This window comes from Aminobacter sp. BA135, from assembly GCF_050859125.1.
GTDB lineage: Bacteria > Pseudomonadota > Alphaproteobacteria > Rhizobiales > Rhizobiaceae > Aminobacter > Aminobacter ciceronei.
Window position 1 is genome coordinate 962,842 of sequence record NZ_CP139572.1, and the last position, 19,953, is coordinate 982,794.

The following is a 19,953-nucleotide window of genomic DNA, read 5'->3' on the forward strand; positions in this document are numbered from 1 at the left end:
ATGTCGCGCGTCATTCGGTCTCTGCGACCGGATGGACGGTTGCGAGCGGCACGGCCGCGGACAAATCTCGCGGCATGGAAACCATCCGCAAGATCCTCTCCAATCCACTCTCCCGCTTGCGCTTCGCGGGCCTGTTCGAGGGAAGCACGCTGCTTTTCCTCGTGCTGTTTGCTGTCCCGATGAAACATCTGGCCCGCTATCCCGCAATCGTCAGCGCGGCCGGGCCGGTCCACGGCCTCGCCTTCGTCTTCTACGTCGTGTGCCTGGTCGACAATTTCTCCGGCGGCGGTTGGTCGCCCAGGGAGATGCTGCGCACCGGCCTCGCCTGCCTCGTGCCCTTCGGCACCTTCATCAATGATCGCTTCCTCGCCGCCAGGGCGGCCAACCAGACGGCAGGGCAATGAGCTATCTCGTCATCAAGTCCTTGCATGTCGTGGCGATGGTGGTCTGGCTGTCAGGCATGATATCAGTGCCGCTGGCATTGTCGCACATGGCCCGGAATGGCGGCATCGATTCACGGCAGGCGGCGCAGCTGCGCGCCGGCTTCTCGATGCTGTCGACGCCGGCGATGATGATCGTCTGGGCGCTGGGGCTCTATCTCGCTTATGACCTCGGCTCTTTCGGCGACGCCTGGCTGCACGCCAAGCTGGCGCTTGTCGTGGCGATGTCGGGCCTGCATGGCGTGCTGTCGGGCCAGTTGCGGCAGCTCGCAGGCGCCAGGCTGGCGAAGCCTGCCGGCATCGTGCTGAAGCTGCACTGGCTGGTTGGCCTGCTGTTGCTCGGCATTGTCGGGCTGGTGATCATCAAGCCGTTCTGAGCGAAGCGGGCTGTTCAGGGCGGGGAACCACCCTTGCCATGGCGCGTTGGGAGCCGAACCAATCATGAGGCCCCCATGGAACAGCTCGTCGAAGAATTCGGCCATCCGACCTACACCTCGTTTCCAGTCATCGTCGCGCGCATGCTGCTGGCTGCCGTCTTCGGCGCGGCCATCGGTTTCGAGCGCGAATGGCGCAACCGGCCGGCGGGTCTGAGGACACATATCCTCGTCTGTGTGGCGGCGGCGACCTTCGCGCTTTTGACCATCGAGATCGTGCATGCGCCGATGTTCGGACCGGAGGTACTGAAGGACGGCGCCAAGGTCGATCCGATCCGCGTCGTCGAGGCGGTGACCGCCGGCGTCGCCTTCCTTGCCGCGGGCGTGGTGTTTTTCAGCAGGGGCGAGGTGCAGGGGCTGACGACGGGTGCCGGTATGTGGCTGGCGGGCGCCATCGGCCTCGCCGCAGGCCTTGGGCTCTGGCAGATCGCGGCCTTCGTCACCCTGCTCGCACTGTGCGTTCTCGGCTTGCTGCACCGCTTCGAAGTCAAGTTCGACCTCAGCGAGGACAAACGCGACGCAAAGCCGGGTGCGCGCAGCCCGGCCAAGGGCAAGGCCGGCTAGTCAGCCTTCGTCTCATCGCCTGGGCGGGTCGTCACGTCGTCGCGCACCTTTTCGAACAGCAGCCGCAGCGCCTGCCGCAACGCCTCCATCTCTTGCGGGCTGGTCAGTTCGGCCCAGCGCTCGTCAACCTTGCGCCCGGTGGCGGCGGCGACAGGGCGCACGGCCTTGCCGCGTTCCGTGAGGAAGACCAGCCGGCCGCGGCCGTCGTTGGGATCGGGTCGGCGCTCGACATAACCAAGCTTCTCCAGCTCCTCCACCGCCTGGGCCATCGTCTGCTTGCGGACATGGGCGAGCTTGGTCAGTTCGCTGACCTGGATGCCTTGCGATGGGGTGAAGGTGAAGACGTTGGCGTGCGGCGGACGAATGTCGCCGAATCCGGCGGCGTCGAGGGCGGTGTCGACGGCCTGGGTCCAATGCTGGTGGACCAGGCGCAGCAACAGGCCGAGCGGCGGATTTTCCGGGATCGTCTCTTTCAAGATAGACAGGTGCCTGACTAATTGATATTAGACAGGCACCTTACTACTTGAGCGACGGGAAGGAAAGCCAGATGCCTACAGTCAGCGTACTCGACTCGACAATCTCCTATGTGGATGTGGGACACGGCGCGCCGTTCGTGTTCCTGCACGGCAACCCGACATCGTCCTATCTGTGGCGCAACGTACTGCCCGGCATGGGCGATGGCGTGCGCCGGCTTGCGCCCGACCTGATCGGCATGGGCGGTTCGGGCAAACCTGACATTGCCTACAGCTTCGACGATCACGCCTGCTATCTCGACGCCTGGTTCGAGGCGATGGGGCTGGAGGAGGTGGTGCTTGTCGGTCACGACTGGGGCGGGGCGCTGGCCTTCGACTGGGCGGCGCGCCATCCCGGGCGGGTGCGCGGCATTGCCGTGATGGAGACGATCGTGCGGCCCATGACATGGGCCGATTTCCCTGAAAGCGCCAGGCCACGCTATGAGGCACTGCGCGGCGCGGGCACCGGCGAGGCCAAGGTGCTGGACGAGAACTTCTTCATAGAGTTCGCCCTGCGCGCCACCGTGCTCAATGGGCTGAGCGACGGGGATCTCGACGTCTATCGCAAGCCCTATCCGACCCGCGAAAGCCGGCGGCCACTGCTCGCCTGGCCACGCGCCATGCCGATCGACGGCGAGCCAGCCGATGTGATTGCCCGCATCGAGGCCTATGACCGCTGGCTGGCGGCGAGCGGCGGCGTGCCCAAGCTGCTTTTAACCTTCGAAGGTTCGGTGGAGACGTTGATGATCGGGGAGGAGATGATCCGGTGGTGCGCCGACAACATTGCCAGCCTCGAGATCGAGAACTGCGGTCCAGCCCGGCATGCGGCGCCGGAAGACCAGCCGGAAGCGATTGCTGCCGCTGTTTCAGGCTGGGCCGACCGGCATGGGCTGCGCCGCGGCGAGGCTGCGCTGGCGCGCATCGTATAGCTGCTTGCGGGCATCCGTGGACGCTCCGCCATCTTGCCGCTTGGACCAGGCGGAGCTTGCGATTGCCGGAACGTCAAAAGATTGGTATTGAGCCGCTTATGGAAGCACTCTTTGGAGATCCGGCCTACAAGGGTTTCGTGCTGCAGGACCACAAGCGCCTGCCGTCTCGATTCTTTGCCCGGATTTCAGGCGCGTTGACCAGCCGACTTATCTAGTCGCTTGCGCCGAGCCGACGGGCCTTTGGCGCGCCCTTTAGCCTTCCCAAGTTTCATATCGACGGATCCAAAGCCATGAGCGCACCGCGTACCCTCTACGACAAGATCTTTGACGACCACGTCGTCGACCGCCAGGAAGACGGCACCTGCCTGCTCTACATCGACCGCCACCTCGTGCACGAAGTGACGAGCCCGCAGGCCTTCGAAGGCCTGCGCATGACTGGCCGCAAGGTCCGTCATCCCGAAAGGACGCTTGCCGTCGTCGACCACAACGTGCCGACCTCGCCGGATCGCAAGAACGGCATCAAGAACGAGGAAAGCCGTATCCAGGTCGAGGCGCTGGCCAAGAACTCGGCCGATTTCGGCGTCGAGTACTATTCCGAGAACGACAAGCGCCAGGGCATCGTCCATATCGTCGGCCCCGAGCAGGGCTTCACCTTGCCCGGCATGACGATCGTCTGCGGCGACAGCCACACCTCGACGCATGGTGCTTTTGGTGCATTGGCGCATGGCATCGGCACTTCCGAGGTGGAACATGTGCTGGCCACCCAGACGCTGATCCAGAAGAAGGCCAAGAACATGCTGGTGCGTGTCGATGGCCAGCTGCCGGAGGGCGTCACCGCCAAGGACATCGTGCTTGCCATCATCGGCGAGATCGGCACCGCCGGCGGCACCGGCTACGTCATCGAATATGCCGGCGAGGCGATCCGCGCGCTGTCGATGGAAGGCCGAATGACCATCTGCAACATGTCGATCGAAGGCGGCGCCCGCGCTGGCCTGATTGCGCCCGACGAAAAGACCTACGCCTACGTCAAGGACAAGCCGCGCGCGCCGAAAGGCAAGGCCTTCGACATGGCGCTTGAATACTGGAAAACGCTGCATTCGGACGAAGGCGCGCATTTCGACAAGGTCATCGTGCTCGACGCAGCCAAGCTGCCGCCGATCGTCACCTGGGGCTCGTCGCCCGAGGACGTCGTCGCCGTCACCGGCGTGGTGCCGGATGCCGAAGTGATCGAGGACGAGAACAAGCGCAACTCCAAAAAGCGTGCGCTTGACTATATGGGCCTGACTGCCGGCACCAAGATAACCGATATTTCAGTCGACCGCGTCTTCATCGGCTCGTGCACCAATGGCCGCATCGAGGATCTGCGCGCCGTCGCCAAGGTCGTCGAAGGCAAGAAGGTCGCCTCGACGGTCAGCGCGATGATCGTGCCGGGCTCCGGCCTGGTCAAGGAACAGGCGGAAGCCGAAGGCCTCGACAAGATTTTCGTGGCGGCTGGCTTCGACTGGCGCGAGCCGGGCTGCTCGATGTGCCTCGCCATGAACGACGACCGTCTCAAGCCGCATGAGCGCTGCGCCTCGACCTCGAACCGGAATTTCGAGGGCCGCCAGGGCTTCAAGGGCCGCACCCATCTGGTGTCGCCGGCCATGGCTGCGGCCGCTGCCATCGCCGGCCACTTCGTCGACATCCGCGACTGGCACTGACGACGGCGGCCTCAGGGCCGCAGCAGAAATCGCCGAGGCGGCGGAGCACCTGCTCCGCCGCCTCTGTCGTTTCAAGCCTCTGGGATGACCGGTATTTCGTCCCTTGCGTTAACGTCTTTTTCGCCGGGCTGTGGTCTTATCCGCGCGAAGGAGACTGCAGTCGACGATGACCGGGGCCGAGTTCATTCTTGCGATCAACGTGTTCGTTGCCGGCCTCCTGGCCGGCGCTTTCATGTCGATCGCCATCTATGACGGGCGACGCAATTCGGCGCGCTGGTTCGCGCTCTGCTATCTCACAGGCGTCGTCTATATCGGCACCGAATTCGCGATCCCGATGTTTGCGGACACGCGGTTCATCGTCACCGCCAATTTCGTCGCCTTCCTCGCAACGCTGATGTTCATGAATGTTGGGCTAGCGACCCGCTACGAGTCGCAGCCTGCATGGGGCCTGATGGCGGCGTTCCTCGTCGTGACGACCTTGGCGGTGTTTGCCACGCAGGGCTTCGCCCGCGATTCGCTGCTGCGCATGATGACTTACCAGACGCCTTATGCGATCGCGCAGGCGGTGGGTGCGGCGACCGTGCTGCGCTCGCGCCGGCAGCTCAGCCAGTTCGACTACGTCCTGGCGGGGGTGCTCTTGGCCAGCGCGCTGCAGTTCTTCTCCAAGCCCTATCTAGCGCTCGCCGTCGGCGGGCCGGGCGCCGATCCGCATCATTATCTGCAGAGCACCTATGCGATGATCTCGCAGGCGCTGGGCACGGTTTTCGCGCTGTCGATCGCACTGATGCTGCTGGTGATCCTGGTGCGCGACATACTGCTCGACGCCACGCAGAAGTCGGAAACCGATGCGCTGTCAGGCCTGCTCAACCGCGGCGGCTTCCAGCGCCGGGCGGCTAGCGCGATGCGCGATGCGGTTCGCCAGGGCCTGCCGATCACGCTCGTCATCTCCGACCTCGACCATTTCAAGTCGATCAACGACAGCTACGGCCACGCTTCGGGCGATCGCGTCATCGAAGCGTTCGCGCAGTTCATCCGCGAATCGATGGCCGGGCATCACGTTGCCGGCCGAATCGGCGGCGAGGAGTTCGCGATCATCCTGCCCGGCGCGCATCTGGCCTCGGCGCGGCTGTTCGCCGAAGGCGCGCGCTCGGCATTCTCCGGCATGCCGATCGACGGCCTGCCGGCCGATTGCCGCTTCACCGCGAGCTTCGGTGTTGCCGAGCTGGTTGCCGGCGAAAGCGTCGACCAGTTGATGGTGCGGGCCGACTCAGCGCTTTACGAGGCCAAGAAAGACGGGCGCGACTGCGTCCGGGTGTGGGGCGCGGTGCAGCTGTTTTCCGACTCTACAGTGGTGCCGTTCGGCATGAAGCCGCAAGGTAGGTAGCCCGGCGCCGCGCAGTTTCAGCGGCACACCAGGCCGGGCTGCGGGATTTCACCTTCGGAGAAACCATACATGTGGCTGCGGCCCTTGAGCAGCATGGGCGGGCGGTAGCAGTGGCGCTGCGCGCTGGAGCCGTCGAGATAGACGACCTTCGGTCCGGTCGAACCGGTGTAGGCTGCGAGCTTGCGGGCCGAAGCGCCCTCGCCGACGATGATGCGCTTGTAGCCGGTGGTGCTCTCGACGATCAGGTTGCCGAACGAATCGGCATAGACGCGGTCATGGCTGCCTCCTGCGGCGGCCGGAGAGGTCAGCGCGACGCCGGCGGCAAGCATGAAAGACGCAAATGCGGTCAAAGCCAGTGCGGGACGCATCGGGCAAATCTCCCTGTTCGATCGAACCGGAGATTAACCGTTTCTTAATCATTGTTAAGGCTTGGCGTCTGCCTGGACGGAAAAGATTAACAAACATGGTTAATTTTCTGTTCCGCTGATATGCCTGCAGCCTGTCCAAGCCAACGAACGGGTAGCCTGATATCGTCCCGATGGGGGATGCCGTCATTGCCTGTTTCGTCGGCACATCTGGTGACGACTCACCCACTGGGGTAGTGGCGGCATTTGTTCAATCGATTGAAGCCGTGATGCGACTAAATAGGTGCGCCAGAACGGTTTTCTGACTTTGACGCGGTGCAAAAAGAGCTTTAGAAAGCGCGCAGTCCGACGTCGCAAAACGGTGCGACGTCGCCGTATTCAAACATAGCCACGCTCGGATGCAGACCGGGGGAGCCATGAGCAAATCACAAGCAACCCAAGCCACATCGCGTGCGCGGCCTTTGTCGCCGCACCTGAGCATCTATCGTCCGCCGGTGACGATGACGACCTCGATCCTGCACCGCATCACCGGCTGCGCGCTGTATTTCGGCACGCTGCTGGTCGCCTGGTGGCTGATCGCGGCGGCGACGTCGCAGGAATATTTCGACTTCGTCAGCTGGGTCTATGGCAGCTGGATCGGCCAGCTGGTGCTGCTCGGCTACACCTGGGCCTTGATGCTGCACATGCTGGGCGGCATCCGCCACCTGGTCTGGGACACCGGTGCTGCGCTCGAAAAGGAAACCGCCTCCAGGTTCGCCTGGGCGACGCTCGTCGGTTCGGTAGTGCTGACCGCGGCGGTCTGGATCGTCGGCTACATGGTGCGGGGAGCATAAGATGAGCGGCTCGAACAACGACATGCGCACCGCGCTCGGCAAGGTCCGCGGCCTGGGTTCGGCCCGCGAGGGTACCGAACATTTCTGGCGCCAGCGCCTGACGGCGGTCGCCAACATTCCGCTGATGCTGTTCTTCGTCGGCCTCTTGATCGCGCTCAACGGTGCCGATTTCGCCACCGTGCGCGCCTCGTTCGCCAATCCGCTGGTGTCGCTTGTTCTGGCGCTGATGCTGGTCTCTGGCCTCTACCACATGCGCCTCGGCATGCAGGTGGTGATCGAAGACTACGTTCATGGCGAGCTGCTCAAGGTGACGCTCATCATGCTCAACACTTTCTTTACCGTAGCTGTCGGCGTCGCTTCGCTCTTCGCCCTGCTCAAACTTGCATTTGGAGGCTGAAACGGTGGCCAAGGACGGCAAGACCAGCGGAGCTTCCGCCTATACCTATGTCGATCACAAGTTCGACGTCGTCGTCGTCGGTGCCGGCGGTGCCGGCCTGCGTGCCACGCTCGGCATGGCCGAGCAGGGGCTGAAGACCGCCTGCATCACCAAGGTGTTCCCGACCCGCTCGCACACGGTTGCGGCTCAGGGCGGTATCGCCGCCTCGCTGCAGAACATGGGCCCCGACTCCTGGCAGTGGCACATGTACGACACCGTCAAGGGTTCCGACTGGCTCGGCGATGTCGACGCGATGGAGTATCTGGTGCGCGAAGCGCCGGCTGCGGTCTATGAGCTCGAGCACTATGGCGTGCCGTTCTCGCGTACTGAAGAGGGCAAGATCTACCAGCGGCCGTTCGGCGGCCACATGATGAATTATGGCGACGGCCCGCCCGTGCAGCGCACCTGCGCTGCCGCCGACCGCACCGGCCACGCCATCCTGCACACGCTCTACGGCCAGTCGCTGAAGAACAACGCGCAGTTCTTCATCGAGTATTTCGCCCTTGACCTGATCATGGAGCCGGATGGCACCTGCACCGGCGTCGTGGCCTGGAACCTCGACGACGGCACCATCCATCGCTTCTCGGCGAAGATGGTGGTGCTGGCGACCGGTGGCTATGGCCGCGCTTATTTCTCGGCGACCTCGGCCCACACCTGCACCGGTGACGGCGGCGGCATGGCCTCGCGCGCCGGCCTGCCTTTGCAGGACATGGAGTTCGTTCAGTTCCACCCGACCGGCATTTACGGCTCGGGCTGCCTGATCACCGAAGGGGCACGCGGCGAAGGCGGCTATCTCGTCAACTCCGAAGGCGAGCGCTTCATGGAGCGCTACGCCCCGTCGGCCAAGGACCTGGCGTCGCGCGACGTGGTTTCGCGCTGCATGACGCTGGAGATCCGCGACGGTCGCGGCGTCGGCAAGAACAAGGACCACATCTTCCTGCATCTCGACCACCTCGATCCGGCGGTCCTGCATGAACGCCTGCCCGGCATCTCGGAATCGGCGAAGATCTTCGCCGGTGTCGACGTGACCCGCGAGCCGATCCCGGTGCTGCCGACGGTGCACTACAACATGGGCGGCATCCCGACCAACTATTGGGGCGAGGTGCTGAACCCGACCAAGGCGAACCCGGACCGCGTGTCGCCCGGCCTGATGGCCGTCGGCGAGGCCGGTTGTGCTTCGGTGCATGGCGCCAACCGTCTCGGCTCCAACTCGCTGATCGACCTCGTGGTGTTCGGTCGCGCCGCCGCCATCCGCGCCGGCCAGGTCGTCGACCGCAACGCGCCGATCCCGTCGCCCAACGCCGCTTCGGTCGAGAAGATCATGGATCGTTTCGACCGCCTGCGCCACGCCAATGGCGGCACGCCGACGGCAGTGCTGCGCGAGAAGATGCAGAAGGCGATGCAGGAGGACGCTGCCGTGTTCCGCACCCAGGAATCGCTGGAGCAGGGCTGCAAGCGCATCTCCAAGATCTGGGGCGAGATGAAGGACATCAAGGTCTTCGACCGCTCGATGATCTGGAACTCGGACCTGGTGGAGACGCTGGAGCTCGAAAACCTGATGTCGAACGCCATCGCCACCGTCTATGGCGCGGAAGCACGCAAGGAAAGCCGTGGCGCGCATGCCCGCGAGGACTTCTCGGCCCGTGACGACGAGAACTGGCGCCAGCACACGCTGGCCCACGTCGCCGAGGACGGCAAGGTGACGCTGACCTACCGGCCGGTGCACACCGAGCCGCTGCTCAAGGAAGAAGACGGCGGCATCAGCCTGGCCAAGATCGCACCCAAGGCGCGGGTGTACTGAGCCATGGTCGAGACGCGGCGCAGCGCAAGACAAGCTGGAGGGCCTGACACGGCCGTCCTCGCTTGCGCGCGCGCCAACCAGCGCCTGAAGAATTGGCGCCGGGAGTGCCGGCGATGAGCGAACTGGCTTTCTTCGCCATCAATCTCGACCGCTCGCCGCATCGCTGGGCCGAAATCCAGCGGCTGTTCGGCGCGATGCCGTGGCCACTCGAACGTGTTGCCGCAGTCGATGTGCGCAACCCCGACGAGGTGCTGGCGGTGCGCGGCCAGAAGCTTGATATGCCGCCCAACGGCATCGGCTGGAACCCGCTGCGCAACCGCATGTTTGCGTTGGTCGAGGAGGCATGTTTTGCCAGCCACATGCTGGCGCTGAAGGCGTTCCTGGCATCCGGCCACGATCATGCAGTGATCCTGGAGGACGACGCGGTCCCGCTCGACGGTTTCGCCGAAACGATGCGCCGGCTCCTTGCCAGCGGCATCGCCTTCGACATCGTCAAGATGGAAGGCATCGTCCGCAGCGGCGGCAGGCTGTCCTTACCGGTCGCCGACCTGGGGGCTGCGAAGCTGGTGCGTTCGCTGCGCCCGTCTTCGGGTGGCGCCGGTTATCTGGTGACGCGCAAGGCTGCCGGGCAACTGCTCGCCAGGGCCGGCAAGCTGGCCGTGCCAGTCGACGATTTCATTTCCAACGCCGGCCTCCACGGCTGCGACGTGATGCACACTTCGCCCTGGCTGATCGCGCAGGCCGGTGCCGACACGACGATGGGCGATCTCAGGACGCCGCACCGCCACGTCAAACGGCGTGACCCGTTCCATTTCCTTCAGCAGGGGCTGGTGCGCGGCAGGCTCAGGATCCAGCTCTGGCTCAACGCCATGCACTCGCCGATGTCGCTGTTCGGGCTCTATAGGGCGCCATGGTCGCCTGTCGATGTCGGCCAGCAGATGCGTCGGCTGGCGGTGCGGGCATGATGGCCGCGACCTTGCCCGATGCAGGATATTCGGCTGTGCCGCTTGCGGCCAAGCTCGGCCTCAAGGACGGCCAGAGCGTGGTCTTCGTGAACCTGCCTGGCGATCTCCAGGGGCTGGTAACTGCCCGCGACTTCGCGGCTGTGGCGCAAACCGACTGGGCGGTACTCGGCGAGGCGGGAGGGCGGCATGACATCGTTCATGCCTTCACCGGCAAGCGCGCCGATCTCGAAGGTCATGTCGAGACATTCAAGAAGATGATCGCGCCCGACGGCGCTGTCTGGATCTCCTGGCCCAAGAAGGCAGCGAAGATCGCCACCGACATCACCGAGGATGTCATTCGCGACGTCGTGCTGCCCGCCGGGCTGGTGGACGTAAAGGTCTGTGCCGTGGATGCCGTGTGGAGCGGGCTCAAGCTCGTCATCCGCAAAGAACTGCGCGCCAAGCTGTGAGGAACCGATCGTGGTCGAACTAACACTCCCCAAGAACTCGCAGATCAAGCAGGGCAAGACCTGGCCGAAGCCGGAGGGTGCGACCAATCTGCGCGAGTACCGGATCTACCGCTGGTCGCCCGACGACGGCGAGAACCCGAGCATCGATACCTATTTCGTCGACGTCGACGATTGCGGCCCGATGGTGCTGGACGCGCTGCTTTACATCAAGAACAAGATCGACCCGACGCTGACTTTGCGCCGCTCCTGCCGCGAAGGCATCTGCGGCTCCTGCGCGATGAACATCGACGGCTCGAACACGCTCGCCTGCACCAAGGGCTGCGACGACATTTCCGGCGCGGTGAAGATCTACCCGCTGCCGCACATGCCCGTGGTCAAGGACCTGGTTCCCGACCTCACCAATTTCTACGCCCAGCACCGCTCGATCGAGCCGTGGCTGAAGACGGTGTCGCCGGAGCCGGCGAAGGAATGGCTGCAGAGCCATGAGGACCGCCAGAAGCTCGACGGCCTCTACGAATGCATCCTGTGCGCCTGCTGCTCGACCTCGTGCCCGAGCTACTGGTGGAACGGCGACCGCTATCTCGGCCCGGCTGTGCTGCTCCAGGCCTATCGCTGGCTGATCGACTCCAGAGATGAAGCCAAGGGTGAGCGCCTCGACAATCTCGAGGATCCGTTCCGGCTCTATCGCTGCCACACGATCATGAACTGTGCCCAGACTTGCCCCAAGGGTCTGAACCCGGCCAAGGCGATCGCGGAGATCAAGAAAATGATGGTGGAGCGGCGGGTCTAAGTCGTGACGGATACGGAGCTTCCTCATCTCACACCGGTCGAAGCACGTGTGCTCGGCTGCCTGATCGAGAAGAAGGAACTGACGCCCGACGTCTATCCGATGACGTCGAATGCGCTGGTCGCCGCCGCGAACCAGAAAACGTCGCGCGAGCCGGTGATGGCACTGGAGATGATGGACATCACGCGGGCGCTTGCTTCGCTGCAGTCGAAGGGGCTGGCGAAGCAGCAATTCGCCTCGCGCGTCGAGCGCTACGAACACCAGATGGCGCAGAAATTCTCGCTGACGCGCAACCAGAGCGCGCTGATCGGTTTGCTCCTGCTGCGCGGACCGCAGACCATCTATGAATTGCAGGCACGCGCGGAACGCATGGCGAATTTCGCCGATGCCGATGCCGTGCGCAGCGAACTCGACATGCTGATCGGCCGTCGGCCGGCGCTGGTCAAGGAAATCGGCCGCGCCCCCGGCCAGTGCGAGGATCGCTTCGCGCATCTTTTGTCAGGCGATGTCGAGGCAGCAGCGATCGTCGCGACGAGCCGGGCACCGAGCGCGTCCTCGCCCGTTGTCTCGGAACTCGAGGAACGCGTCCGGCTGCTGGAAGAGGAAGTGGCGGCACTCAAGGCGCGGCTCGATGCGGTTGGCGGATAGGCGATCGAAGAACAATTGAAAACGGCCCGGTTGCGAAAGCAACCGGGCCGTTTTGCTTTTTGGGAGAGAGCGCGACTTGCCTTCTTTTGCCGCAAGGGAGAAGGGGAAGAGCTGGCCTTACTTCCTCGCCGCTTCAACGATCTCGCCGGCCATCGCTTCTGCGACGGCGTCGGTGGTGCGGCCTTCGCGGTCGGCGCGCTGGAAGATGGCCGACAGCGTGTCGGCGATGCGGGCGACGCGCGGGGTGACGGTTGCGACGTCGTAGCCGCCATCGGCCATCTCGGCGGCGACGTTGATGACGCCGCCGGCATTGATGACGTAGTCGGGGGCGTAGAGGATGCCGCGGTCGACGAGGCGCTGTCCGTCTTCGGCGTTGGCCAACTGGTTGTTGGCGGCGCCGGCAACGATCTTCGCCTTGAGCAGCGGAATGGTGTCGGCAGACAGGATGCCGCCCAGCGCGCAGGGCGCGAAGATGTCGACGTCGGCTGCGACGATCGCTTCGCCTGACACGACGGTTGCGCCGAAGGTCTCGGCGGCGCGGGCGGTTCTGACCGCATCGAGATCGCAGACTGTCAGGACGGCACCTTCGGCGTGGAGCTTCTGGCACAGCGACCAGCCGACCGAGCCAAGGCCCTGGACGGCGACGCGGACGCCAGCAAGATCGTCGCTGCCGGTGCGGTGGCGCAGGGCCGCCTTGAGCCCGATGAAAGTGCCTTCGGCGGTGAAGGGCGAGGGGTTGCCGCTGCCGCCCTTGGTGGTGCCGCTGACATTGGGCGCGCGCTCGGCGAGGAAGTCGGCGTCGGCGAGCGTCATACCGACGTCCTCGGCGGTGATGTACTGGCCTTGAAGCGTGTTGAGCATCTCGGCATAGGCCTCGAGAATGGCCGGCGTCTTTTCGGTTTTGGCGTCGGCGATGATGACCGCCTTGCCGCCGCCGAGCGGCAGGCCGGCGATGGCCGACTTGAAGGTCATGCCGCGCGACAGGCGCAGCGCGTCGACGACGCCGGCTTCGAAGCTTGTGTGCGGCCAGATGCGCGTGCCGCCGAGGGCTGGCCCGAGAACGGTGGTGTGGACTGCAACGATGGCGGTCAGCCCGCGTGCCGTGTCGCGGCCGAGCCAGACCTGCTCGTGATGGTCGAAGCCTTGGAGATGACGAACGTCTGCGGTGATGTCGGTGATTTCGAGCGTCGTCGCGACCGACGGCTGCGGATGACGCGGTTCAAGGACGTTGAGCATGAGGGTTCCTCCCGGGTGCGCTGGTCCCCACGCAAGCTAAACATTTTCGGCGATTTTTGGTTTCGAAGACGGGGCGCGGCGCGACCGCGCATTGCGCGCTGCCGCTTTGCCGCGCAACAAACGCAAAGTGGGTGATCTAGGTGTCGAAGCTATGAAGGTTGTTCATTCGAGGAGGGACTGAGAAGCTGGGGTTGCGAAGCCAACCAACCTTCAGTGGACCTCCCCGAATGAACGTTCATAAGAATGCGCTTTTGACGCCTTCAGGTCGAGTGCTTTTGGTTCAACGCATTGAACAGGGCTGGAGCGTGCGGCGTGCTGCCGGTTCGGCCGGGGTTTCGGAACGGACGGCCTATCGCTGGCTCGGCCGCTACCGGGCCGGCGACCGGGTTCTGCACGATCGCAGTTCAGCGCCGCACCGCTGCCGGCATCGGCTGGCAGCCATGCAGGTGTCTCGGATCGAGCAGTTGCGCCGCCAGCGTATGACGGGGCCGGCGATTGCCCGGTCCTTGGGCCTGGCGCGCTCGACGGTGGGCCTGGTGCTGCGCCGGCTGGGACTGAACCGGCTGGCCTGGCTTGATCCCCGGCCGCCGGTGCTGCGCTACGAACGGCAGCGGCCGGGCGAACTGGTCCACATCGACATCAAGACCCTGGGCCGCATCGACGGCGTTGGCCACCGGATCACGGGCCAGCACCAGGGCCATCATCGCGCCCGCGGCATCGGCTACGAACACCTGCATGTCGCCATCGACGATGCCTCGCGCCTCGCCTATGTCGAACTGCTGCCAAGCCTGGGCCGGGAAGATGCCACCGGTTTCCTCAACCGGGCACTGGCCTGGTATGCCAGGCTGGGCGCCAGGGTTGAGCGGGTGATGACCGACAACGGCTCGGCTTATCGCTCCAAACTGTTCGCCCAGGCGCTCCAAGGTGCCGGTGCCCGACACATCCGCACCAGGCCCTATACTCCGCGCACCAACGGAAAGGCCGAGCGCTTCATCCAGACTTCGCTGCGCGAATGGGCCTATGCAAGGCCATACGCCTCATCGAATGAACGCGCCAAAGCCATCCACCACTGGGCAGCCAACTACAACCTGGAACGCCCACATTCCGCCCTTGGCGGCATCAGCCCGTTCCAAAGACTGAACAACCTCTTGGAAACGACAGCTAGGGGTGGCCGGACGCGGGTCTGCCCCCCACGCGCCCGGCCTGCCGGCTGGTCGGAATGCCACTGCCCTGGCAGTCCTTGCAGCCAGACTCCGCCGTCGCCGGCGCAAGGCGCCGGCGCTTCAAGCCTGTCCGTGCGGTCAGGCTTTCGGTTCGTTGTGCTCCTTCGGCTGCCGCTTCTCAGCCGGATCGGGGAGCTTGCCGCCGAGCGCCATGGGGGCGAGGAAAGCGCGCGGGTTGAAGCCGGCCGCGGCAAGAGCCGCGAGCGTCTTCCAGAATTGCAGGCGGTACATGTCCGTTACCTCGTTCGCTGGACTGACCACTTCGATTCGCGAGCGCAAACTAGACGGGCGAGCAGTGCCGTTCTTGGACTGCGCGGCCCATTCTCAGGGTTTCGGCGGTACGGGCTTGACCTATTCATCCGCGCGAAATAGAAAGAGCGTCTGCCCGCCTTGGTTGTGTATCGTTGAGTAGACCAATGACGAATCCTGACGGGCAGAATGCCTCCTTTCGCGTGCTGACAGACGACCTCCCGGCGCAGGAGCGGCTTGCCGTTCTGCGCGAGGTCTATGGCCGCACCATCCTCAATGCCGATCTCGAGCCGTTGGAAGGTGCGCCCGTCCACATGGACATGCGGGTGCGACTGCTGCCGGGCGTCGGCATCGCCACCGGCTCGGCGTCGCCGATCAAGGTCGGCATCGGCAAGGAGATGATCGACAATGACGATGTGATCCTGCTCGCCGCTCTGTCGGGCGGCAGCCACATGCAGGTCGGCGGCCAGGACGAAAGCATCCGTCCGGGTTGCGCGATGTTCGTGCCCGGTGGACGGGTCGGCGCCAATATCACGCGGCCGGGCTTTACCTATGTCAACCTGCGCTTCGACAGGAAGGCACTGCAGCCGCTGCTCGGCGACGTCTCCGCAATGATGATGCGGCCAATTCCGATCAGCCAAGGGCCGATGCAGTTGTTGATCACCTATGCCACGGCGCTGCAGAAGCTGGACGAGCCGCTGCCGGGCAACATGGCGCGCATGGTGGCGAGCCATCTGCTCGACCTGACCGCGCTGACGCTTGGGGCCGAGCGCGACGCCGAACAGGTGGCGCTGGGGCGTGGGCTGCGAGCCGCCAGGTTGGCGGCAATCAAGTCGGACATTTCGGCGCGCAGCGACCTGCGCGGACTGTCGGCCGAGGCGATCGCGGCCGAGCACAAGCTGTCGCCGCGCTATGTCAGGAAGCTGTTCGAGAGCGAGGGGCTGTCCTTCACCGAATTCGCGCTCGGCCAGAAGCTGAAGCGAGCACACCGCATGCTGGCCGACCCGCTGTGGGCGCAGCGCAGCATCACCGACATCGCCTATGAGGCGGGCTTCAACGATTTGTCGTACTTCAACCGGGTGTTTCGCCGCCGCTTCGACGCGACACCGTCCGAGGTGCGGGCGGACGGGCTGGCCGCCTGAGGCGGCGAGGGCGCCGATGCCTGACCGGCGCCCAGAGTGCCGTTCAGGCGAGGCTGGCGGTCAGCGAAACCTTGATCGCACCGAGCGCCTTGGAAACCGGGCAGTTCTCCTTGGCCTTGGTGGCGAGTTCCTGGAACTTGGCATTGTCGATGCCGGGCACGGTGCCGACAAGCGTCAACGCGCTCTCGGTGATGCCGGTGCCGGGGATCAGCGTCACCACCGCCTTGGCGTCGAGCTTGTCGGCGGGCGTGCCGTTTTCGGCCAAGAAGTGCGACAGCTGCATGGCGAAGCAACCGGCGTGGGCGGCGGCGATCAGCTCCTCGGGATTGGTGCCGGACTTGCCGGTTTCGTCCTCGAAGCGGGCCTTGAACGAATAGGGTTGGCCCTTGATCGCGCCGCTCTGGGTGTCGAGCGTTCCCGAGCCTTCCTTCAGATTGCCTTTCCAGACGGCGTTGGCGCTGTGGTTCATGACGTTCTCCATGATTTCTGACGGGGCCAGGTGCGGCAACCGGGTGAGACTATAGCGCCGCCTCGCGTGCCCGCCAGCGTTCCGTCGTCGGGAAAGCAAACATCGCGCGAAAAAAGTCTTGCGCCGAAATGTCTGCTTGTCTTCGCCAGCTGCGTCCTTGTGGCGTCAGGTCAACCCAAGGAGATCAACCGTGAAATATGCCTGCCTGGTCTATCTCGAAGATGGCCTGTTCGGGACGCTGTCGCCTGAACAGAAAGAGAAGCTCGACACAGAATCTCTGGCCTATGACAGGCAGCTGGAAGCCAAGGGCAAGCTGATCGCGGCCGAGGCGCTGCAGTCGGTGAGGGCAGCGAAGACGGTCATGCGACGCGCCGGCAAGCGGCTGGTGACCGACGGGCCGTTCGCAGAGACCAAGGAACAGCTGATCGGCTTCGTGATGATCGAGGCGGCCGACCAGGACGAGGCCCTGGAGATCGCCTCGAACATCCCGCTGGCGGCGATGGGCAAGGTCGAGGTCAGGCCGATCTACGACATTCCCGGTGCTTGATGCTGTAGCTGCCTGGATGGCGAACTGCCGCGGTCAGATCGCCTCGCCCTTGAGCAGGCGCGGGGTTTCGCCTGTCAGGCCTGAGGCCTGGCGGATGAAATAGTCCTTGAGCCGGGGCACGCGGTCGACGAGGCCGAGGCCGATGTCGCGGATGGCACGGACGGGCGCGATGTCATTGGAGAACAGCCGGTTGAGCACGTCGGTGGTGATGCCCATGCGCACGGTGTCGAAGCGGCGCCATTGCTCGTAGCGCTCGAGCACGTCGATGGCGCCGATGTCCTGTCCCAGGCGATCGGCCTCGACGATGGTTTCGGCAAGCGCTGCGGCATCCTTGAAGCCGAGATTGAGGCCCTGGCCGGCGATCGGGTGGATTCCGTGGGCGGCGTCGCCGGCTAGCGCGAAGCGGGAAGCGACGAAGGCGCGCGCCAGGGTCAGGCCGAGCGGCCAGGCACGCGGCTTGCCTTCGACGCGGATCTCGCCGAGCTTCAGGCCGAAACGCTGTTCGAGCTCTATCTCGAAGACGAACGGGTCGCCCGCAACCAGCTTGTCGGCGTCCTCGGTGCGTTCGGTCCAGACGATGGAGGAGCGGTTGGTGCCGTCCTTGGTCGGCTTGAGCGGCAGCGTGGCGAAGGGGCCGGCCGGCAGGAAATGCTCCTCGGCGCGGCCGCCATGCGGGCGCTCGTGGATTACGGTGCAGACGATGCCGGACTGGCCGTATTCCCAGCGCACGGTCTTGATGCCGGCCATGTCGCGCAGCCTGGAGTTGACGCCGTCGGCAGCGATGAGAAGGCGCGTGTCGATGCTGATACCGTCGGCGAGATGGACCTTGGCCCCGGCGTTGCCGGCCTCGAAGGCCTGGACGGCGACGCCTTCGATGATGTCGATACCGAGCTCGCCGGCGCGGCGGCGCAGGGCGCCGTTGAGCAGCCGGTTCTCGATCATGTGGGCGAAGGGCTCGCCGGCGCCGATCTCGCCGTCGAAGGTGAGGAACACCGGACGGACCGGATCGGCACTCTTCGAATCGGTGATGATCATGTCGGTGATCGCCTGCGCCTCGGGTGCGATCTCCTCCCAGCAGCCGAGCTGGTCGAGCATGCGGCAGGCAGCAGCCGCGATGGCCGAGGCGCGGCCGTCCTTGCGCCAGACCTCGGCGGGAGCCGCGTCGACGATGGCGATGTGCAGATTGGGTCGTGCCTGCTTGATCGAAACGGCGGTGGCGAGGCCGACATAACCGGCGCCGGCGACGAGCACGTCGAGCTGTGTCGATTTCTTGTCGTCAGATTCGCGCGTGACCATGGCGGCGTCCTTTACGGCTAGGCTTCCCGCCTTGACTCGACGGGGGCTTCCTGCTGGAAACCGGATATACTTCGTCCCGAAAAGGGGAAAAGCATGCCGGCCGGAATACAAGAGCTTCTCAGCATTCTCAATCTCGAGAAGCTGGAACACAACCTGTTCCGTGGTCGCAGCCCGCAGGTTCAGTGGCAGCGCGTGTTTGGCGGCCAGACCATCGCCCAGGCGCTGGTGGCGGCACAGCGCACCGTCGAGCCGGACCGGCACGTGCATTCGCTGCACGGCTACTTCATGCGGCCCGGCGATATCACCGTGCCGATCATCTACGAGGTCGACCGCATCCGCGACGGCGGCAGCTTCACCACGCGGCGCGTGGTGGCGATCCAGCATGGCCACGCGATCTTTTCGCTCGAAGCGTCGTTCCAGGTCGAGGAGCAGGGCCTGGAGTACCAGATGCCGATGCCGCTCGACGTGCCGCCGCCGGAAGAGCTCAAGTCGCAGCGCGAGCTGCTGGCTGAGGCCACCCATGTGCCCGAGCAGATCAGGCTGTTCTGGGCCAAGGAACGGCCGCTGGAGCTGAGGCCGGTCTATGCCGAGCATTATTCGAGCCGCGACAAGCTGCCGCCGCTGCAGAAGGTGTGGATCCGCCTGACCGGCCCGGTGCCGAACGACCGGGCACTGCGCTGTGCGGTGCTTGCCTATCTTTCCGACATGACGCTGCTCGATACGGCAACCTTTGCCCATGGCCGTGGCATCTTCGATCCCGACATCCAGGCGGCGAGTATCGACCACGCGATGTGGTTCCATCGTGAGCATGCGCTCGACGGCTGGCTGCTTTACACCCAAGACAGCCCTTCGACTTCGGGTTCGCGCGGCTTCACGCGCGGCGCGCTCTATGCCCAGGACGGCACGCTGGTCGCTTCGGTGGCACAGGAGGGGCTGATCCGCCTGCGGACCAAGCCTACGAAATAGGCATTTTAGATATTTTGCACATTCTGTGAGCAGGTGCTTTGCTGCACCTGCGAAGGATGTCGCCTGCGCGCAGCGCATTTTCATTAAATTTCAAATGGTTGGCTTGCGCTGGGGCAAACTGGCACGGAGCTTGAATAGCCTTGGTCACTCACCGGTGGTCTTCGGGTCCGCTGGCGACGTCTGCAACGCGGGGGACCCGCATCAGAAAGGGGTGAAACCTGATGAAAATCGTGATGGCCATCATCAAGCCGTTCAAGCTCGACGAGGTGCGCGAAGCGCTCACCAATGTCGGCATCCAGGGCCTGACCGTCACCGAAGTCAAAGGCTACGGACGGCAAAAGGGACATACCGAGATCTACCGCGGCGCCGAATATGCCGTGAGCTTCCTGCCCAAGATCAAGATCGAAGTCGCCGTCTCGACCGACCTCGTCGACAAGGCCGTGGAGGCGATCACCGGGGCCGCCAAGACCGGCCAGATCGGCGACGGCAAGATTTTCGTCTTCGGCATCGACCAGGCCGTGCGCATCCGTACCGGCGAAACCGACACCGACGCGCTCTGAGCAGGCCAACCAATTCTC

The 19,953-nt window shown here is 64.6% G+C and carries 22 protein-coding genes and 1 pseudogene; 18 read left to right on the forward strand and 5 right to left on the reverse strand.

What is annotated here, in order from left to right; genetic code table 11:
- Positions 1-74 precede the first annotated feature (74 nt).
- The 3 genes from SLT36_RS04665 to SLT36_RS04675 all read left to right on the forward strand — a co-directional run bounded on the left by SLT36_RS04665 (position 75) and on the right by SLT36_RS04675 (position 1,438).
- The gene (locus tag SLT36_RS04665; RefSeq protein WP_432286088.1) at positions 75-404 is read left to right on the forward strand and encodes a DUF3817 domain-containing protein; all 330 of its coding nucleotides are present in this window, start codon (positions 75-77) and stop codon (positions 402-404) included.
- Positions 401-817: a CopD family protein gene (locus SLT36_RS04670; RefSeq protein WP_067956108.1), complete on the forward strand. Its 417-nt coding sequence runs from the start codon at positions 401-403 to the stop codon at positions 815-817. The genes SLT36_RS04665 and SLT36_RS04670 overlap by 4 nt, the downstream gene beginning before the upstream one ends.
- Positions 818-892: 75 nt before the next feature.
- Positions 893-1,438 (forward strand): MgtC/SapB family protein, encoded by a 546-nt coding sequence (locus SLT36_RS04675; protein WP_432286089.1) that lies wholly within the window; start codon positions 893-895, stop codon positions 1,436-1,438.
- On the opposite strand, the gene SLT36_RS04680 is transcribed toward SLT36_RS04675, so the two are convergent.
- Positions 1,435-1,914: a MarR family winged helix-turn-helix transcriptional regulator gene (locus tag SLT36_RS04680; RefSeq protein ID WP_432286091.1), complete on the reverse strand. Its 480-nt coding sequence runs from the start codon at positions 1,912-1,914 to the stop codon at positions 1,435-1,437. The two genes, SLT36_RS04675 and SLT36_RS04680, sit on opposite strands and share 4 nt — an antisense overlap.
- A gap of 71 nt (positions 1,915-1,985) precedes the next feature.
- Between SLT36_RS04680 and SLT36_RS04685 the strand changes: the two genes are divergently transcribed.
- The 3 genes from SLT36_RS04685 (at position 1,986) to SLT36_RS04695 (ending at position 5,963) form a co-directional block, all read left to right on the forward strand.
- Positions 1,986-2,879: a haloalkane dehalogenase gene (locus SLT36_RS04685; protein WP_432286093.1), complete on the forward strand. Its 894-nt coding sequence runs from the start codon at positions 1,986-1,988 to the stop codon at positions 2,877-2,879.
- Between the two features lie 290 nt (positions 2,880-3,169).
- The gene (leuC, locus tag SLT36_RS04690; RefSeq protein ID WP_432286095.1) at positions 3,170-4,579 is read left to right on the forward strand and encodes a 3-isopropylmalate dehydratase large subunit; all 1,410 of its coding nucleotides are present in this window, start codon (positions 3,170-3,172) and stop codon (positions 4,577-4,579) included.
- Positions 4,580-4,745: 166 nt separating this feature from the next.
- On the forward strand, positions 4,746-5,963 hold the full coding sequence (locus SLT36_RS04695; RefSeq protein ID WP_432286096.1) for a GGDEF domain-containing protein: 1,218 nt from the start codon (positions 4,746-4,748) through the stop codon (positions 5,961-5,963).
- 17 nt (positions 5,964-5,980) lie between these two features.
- On the opposite strand, the gene SLT36_RS04700 is transcribed toward SLT36_RS04695, so the two are convergent.
- Positions 5,981-6,331 (reverse strand): hypothetical protein, encoded by a 351-nt coding sequence (locus tag SLT36_RS04700; RefSeq protein WP_432286098.1) that lies wholly within the window; start codon positions 6,329-6,331, stop codon positions 5,981-5,983.
- 413 nt (positions 6,332-6,744) lie between these two features.
- On the opposite strand from SLT36_RS04700, the gene sdhC reads away from it, so the two are divergent.
- From sdhC to SLT36_RS04735, 7 genes are all read left to right on the forward strand, one after another.
- Positions 6,745-7,161, forward strand: a complete 417-nt coding sequence (gene sdhC, locus SLT36_RS04705) for a succinate dehydrogenase, cytochrome b556 subunit (protein ID WP_067956116.1) — start codon at positions 6,745-6,747, stop codon at positions 7,159-7,161.
- A 1-nt stretch (position 7,162) separates the two neighbouring features.
- On the forward strand, positions 7,163-7,558 hold the full coding sequence (gene sdhD, locus SLT36_RS04710; RefSeq protein WP_432286099.1) for a succinate dehydrogenase, hydrophobic membrane anchor protein: 396 nt from the start codon (positions 7,163-7,165) through the stop codon (positions 7,556-7,558).
- Positions 7,559-7,562: 4 nt separating this feature from the next.
- Entirely contained in the window at positions 7,563-9,398 is a 1,836-nt protein-coding gene (gene sdhA / locus SLT36_RS04715) for a succinate dehydrogenase flavoprotein subunit (RefSeq protein WP_432286100.1), read from the forward strand.
- 113 nt (positions 9,399-9,511) lie between these two features.
- Positions 9,512-10,363, forward strand: coding sequence for a glycosyltransferase family 25 protein (locus SLT36_RS04720; protein ID WP_432286101.1), 852 nt, complete (start codon positions 9,512-9,514; stop codon positions 10,361-10,363).
- A complete protein-coding gene (locus tag SLT36_RS04725) occupies positions 10,360-10,812 on the forward strand; it encodes a DUF3052 domain-containing protein (protein WP_432286102.1) in 453 nt (150 codons plus the stop codon). The genes SLT36_RS04720 and SLT36_RS04725 overlap by 4 nt, the downstream gene beginning before the upstream one ends.
- A gap of 10 nt (positions 10,813-10,822) precedes the next feature.
- Positions 10,823-11,602 carry a succinate dehydrogenase iron-sulfur subunit gene (locus SLT36_RS04730; protein WP_067956123.1) on the forward strand — a complete coding sequence of 260 codons (780 nt, stop codon included), beginning with the start codon at positions 10,823-10,825 and terminating at the stop codon, positions 11,600-11,602.
- A gap of 3 nt (positions 11,603-11,605) precedes the next feature.
- Positions 11,606-12,247 carry a YceH family protein gene (locus SLT36_RS04735; protein WP_432286103.1) on the forward strand — a complete coding sequence of 214 codons (642 nt, stop codon included), beginning with the start codon at positions 11,606-11,608 and terminating at the stop codon, positions 12,245-12,247.
- Between the two features lie 117 nt (positions 12,248-12,364).
- Here the strand turns inward: SLT36_RS04735 and SLT36_RS04740 are convergent, their stop codons facing one another.
- Positions 12,365-13,483, reverse strand: a complete 1,119-nt coding sequence (locus tag SLT36_RS04740; RefSeq protein WP_432286104.1) for a Glu/Leu/Phe/Val family dehydrogenase — start codon at positions 13,481-13,483, stop codon at positions 12,365-12,367.
- Positions 13,484-13,710: 227 nt separating this feature from the next.
- Between SLT36_RS04740 and SLT36_RS04745 the strand changes: the two are divergent.
- Positions 13,711-14,634: pseudogene (locus SLT36_RS04745) on the forward strand (IS481 family transposase); the annotation flags it as partial.
- A 488-nt stretch (positions 14,635-15,122) separates the two neighbouring features.
- The gene (locus tag SLT36_RS04750; RefSeq protein WP_432286105.1) at positions 15,123-16,097 is read left to right on the forward strand and encodes an AraC family transcriptional regulator; all 975 of its coding nucleotides are present in this window, start codon (positions 15,123-15,125) and stop codon (positions 16,095-16,097) included.
- A 43-nt stretch (positions 16,098-16,140) separates the two neighbouring features.
- Here SLT36_RS04750 and SLT36_RS04755 read toward each other — a convergent pair whose 3' ends face one another.
- On the reverse strand, positions 16,141-16,566 hold the full coding sequence (locus tag SLT36_RS04755) for an OsmC family protein (RefSeq protein ID WP_154386728.1): 426 nt from the start codon (positions 16,564-16,566) through the stop codon (positions 16,141-16,143).
- Between the two features lie 190 nt (positions 16,567-16,756).
- Here SLT36_RS04755 and SLT36_RS04760 point away from each other — a divergent pair, with 190 nt between their 5' ends.
- Positions 16,757-17,113, forward strand: coding sequence for a YciI family protein (locus SLT36_RS04760; protein ID WP_432286106.1), 357 nt, complete (start codon positions 16,757-16,759; stop codon positions 17,111-17,113).
- 33 nt (positions 17,114-17,146) lie between these two features.
- On the opposite strand, the gene SLT36_RS04765 is transcribed toward SLT36_RS04760, so the two are convergent.
- A complete protein-coding gene (locus SLT36_RS04765) occupies positions 17,147-18,409 on the reverse strand; it encodes a ubiquinone biosynthesis hydroxylase (RefSeq protein ID WP_432286107.1) in 1,263 nt (420 codons plus the stop codon).
- Positions 18,410-18,502: 93 nt separating this feature from the next.
- Here SLT36_RS04765 and SLT36_RS04770 point away from each other — a divergent pair, with 93 nt between their 5' ends.
- Positions 18,503-19,375 (forward strand): acyl-CoA thioesterase, encoded by an 873-nt coding sequence (locus tag SLT36_RS04770; RefSeq protein ID WP_067956138.1) that lies wholly within the window; start codon positions 18,503-18,505, stop codon positions 19,373-19,375.
- Between the two features lie 221 nt (positions 19,376-19,596).
- A complete protein-coding gene (locus tag SLT36_RS04775; RefSeq protein WP_055975214.1) occupies positions 19,597-19,935 on the forward strand; it encodes a P-II family nitrogen regulator in 339 nt (112 codons plus the stop codon).
- The last annotated feature ends 18 nt before the right edge of the window (positions 19,936-19,953 follow it).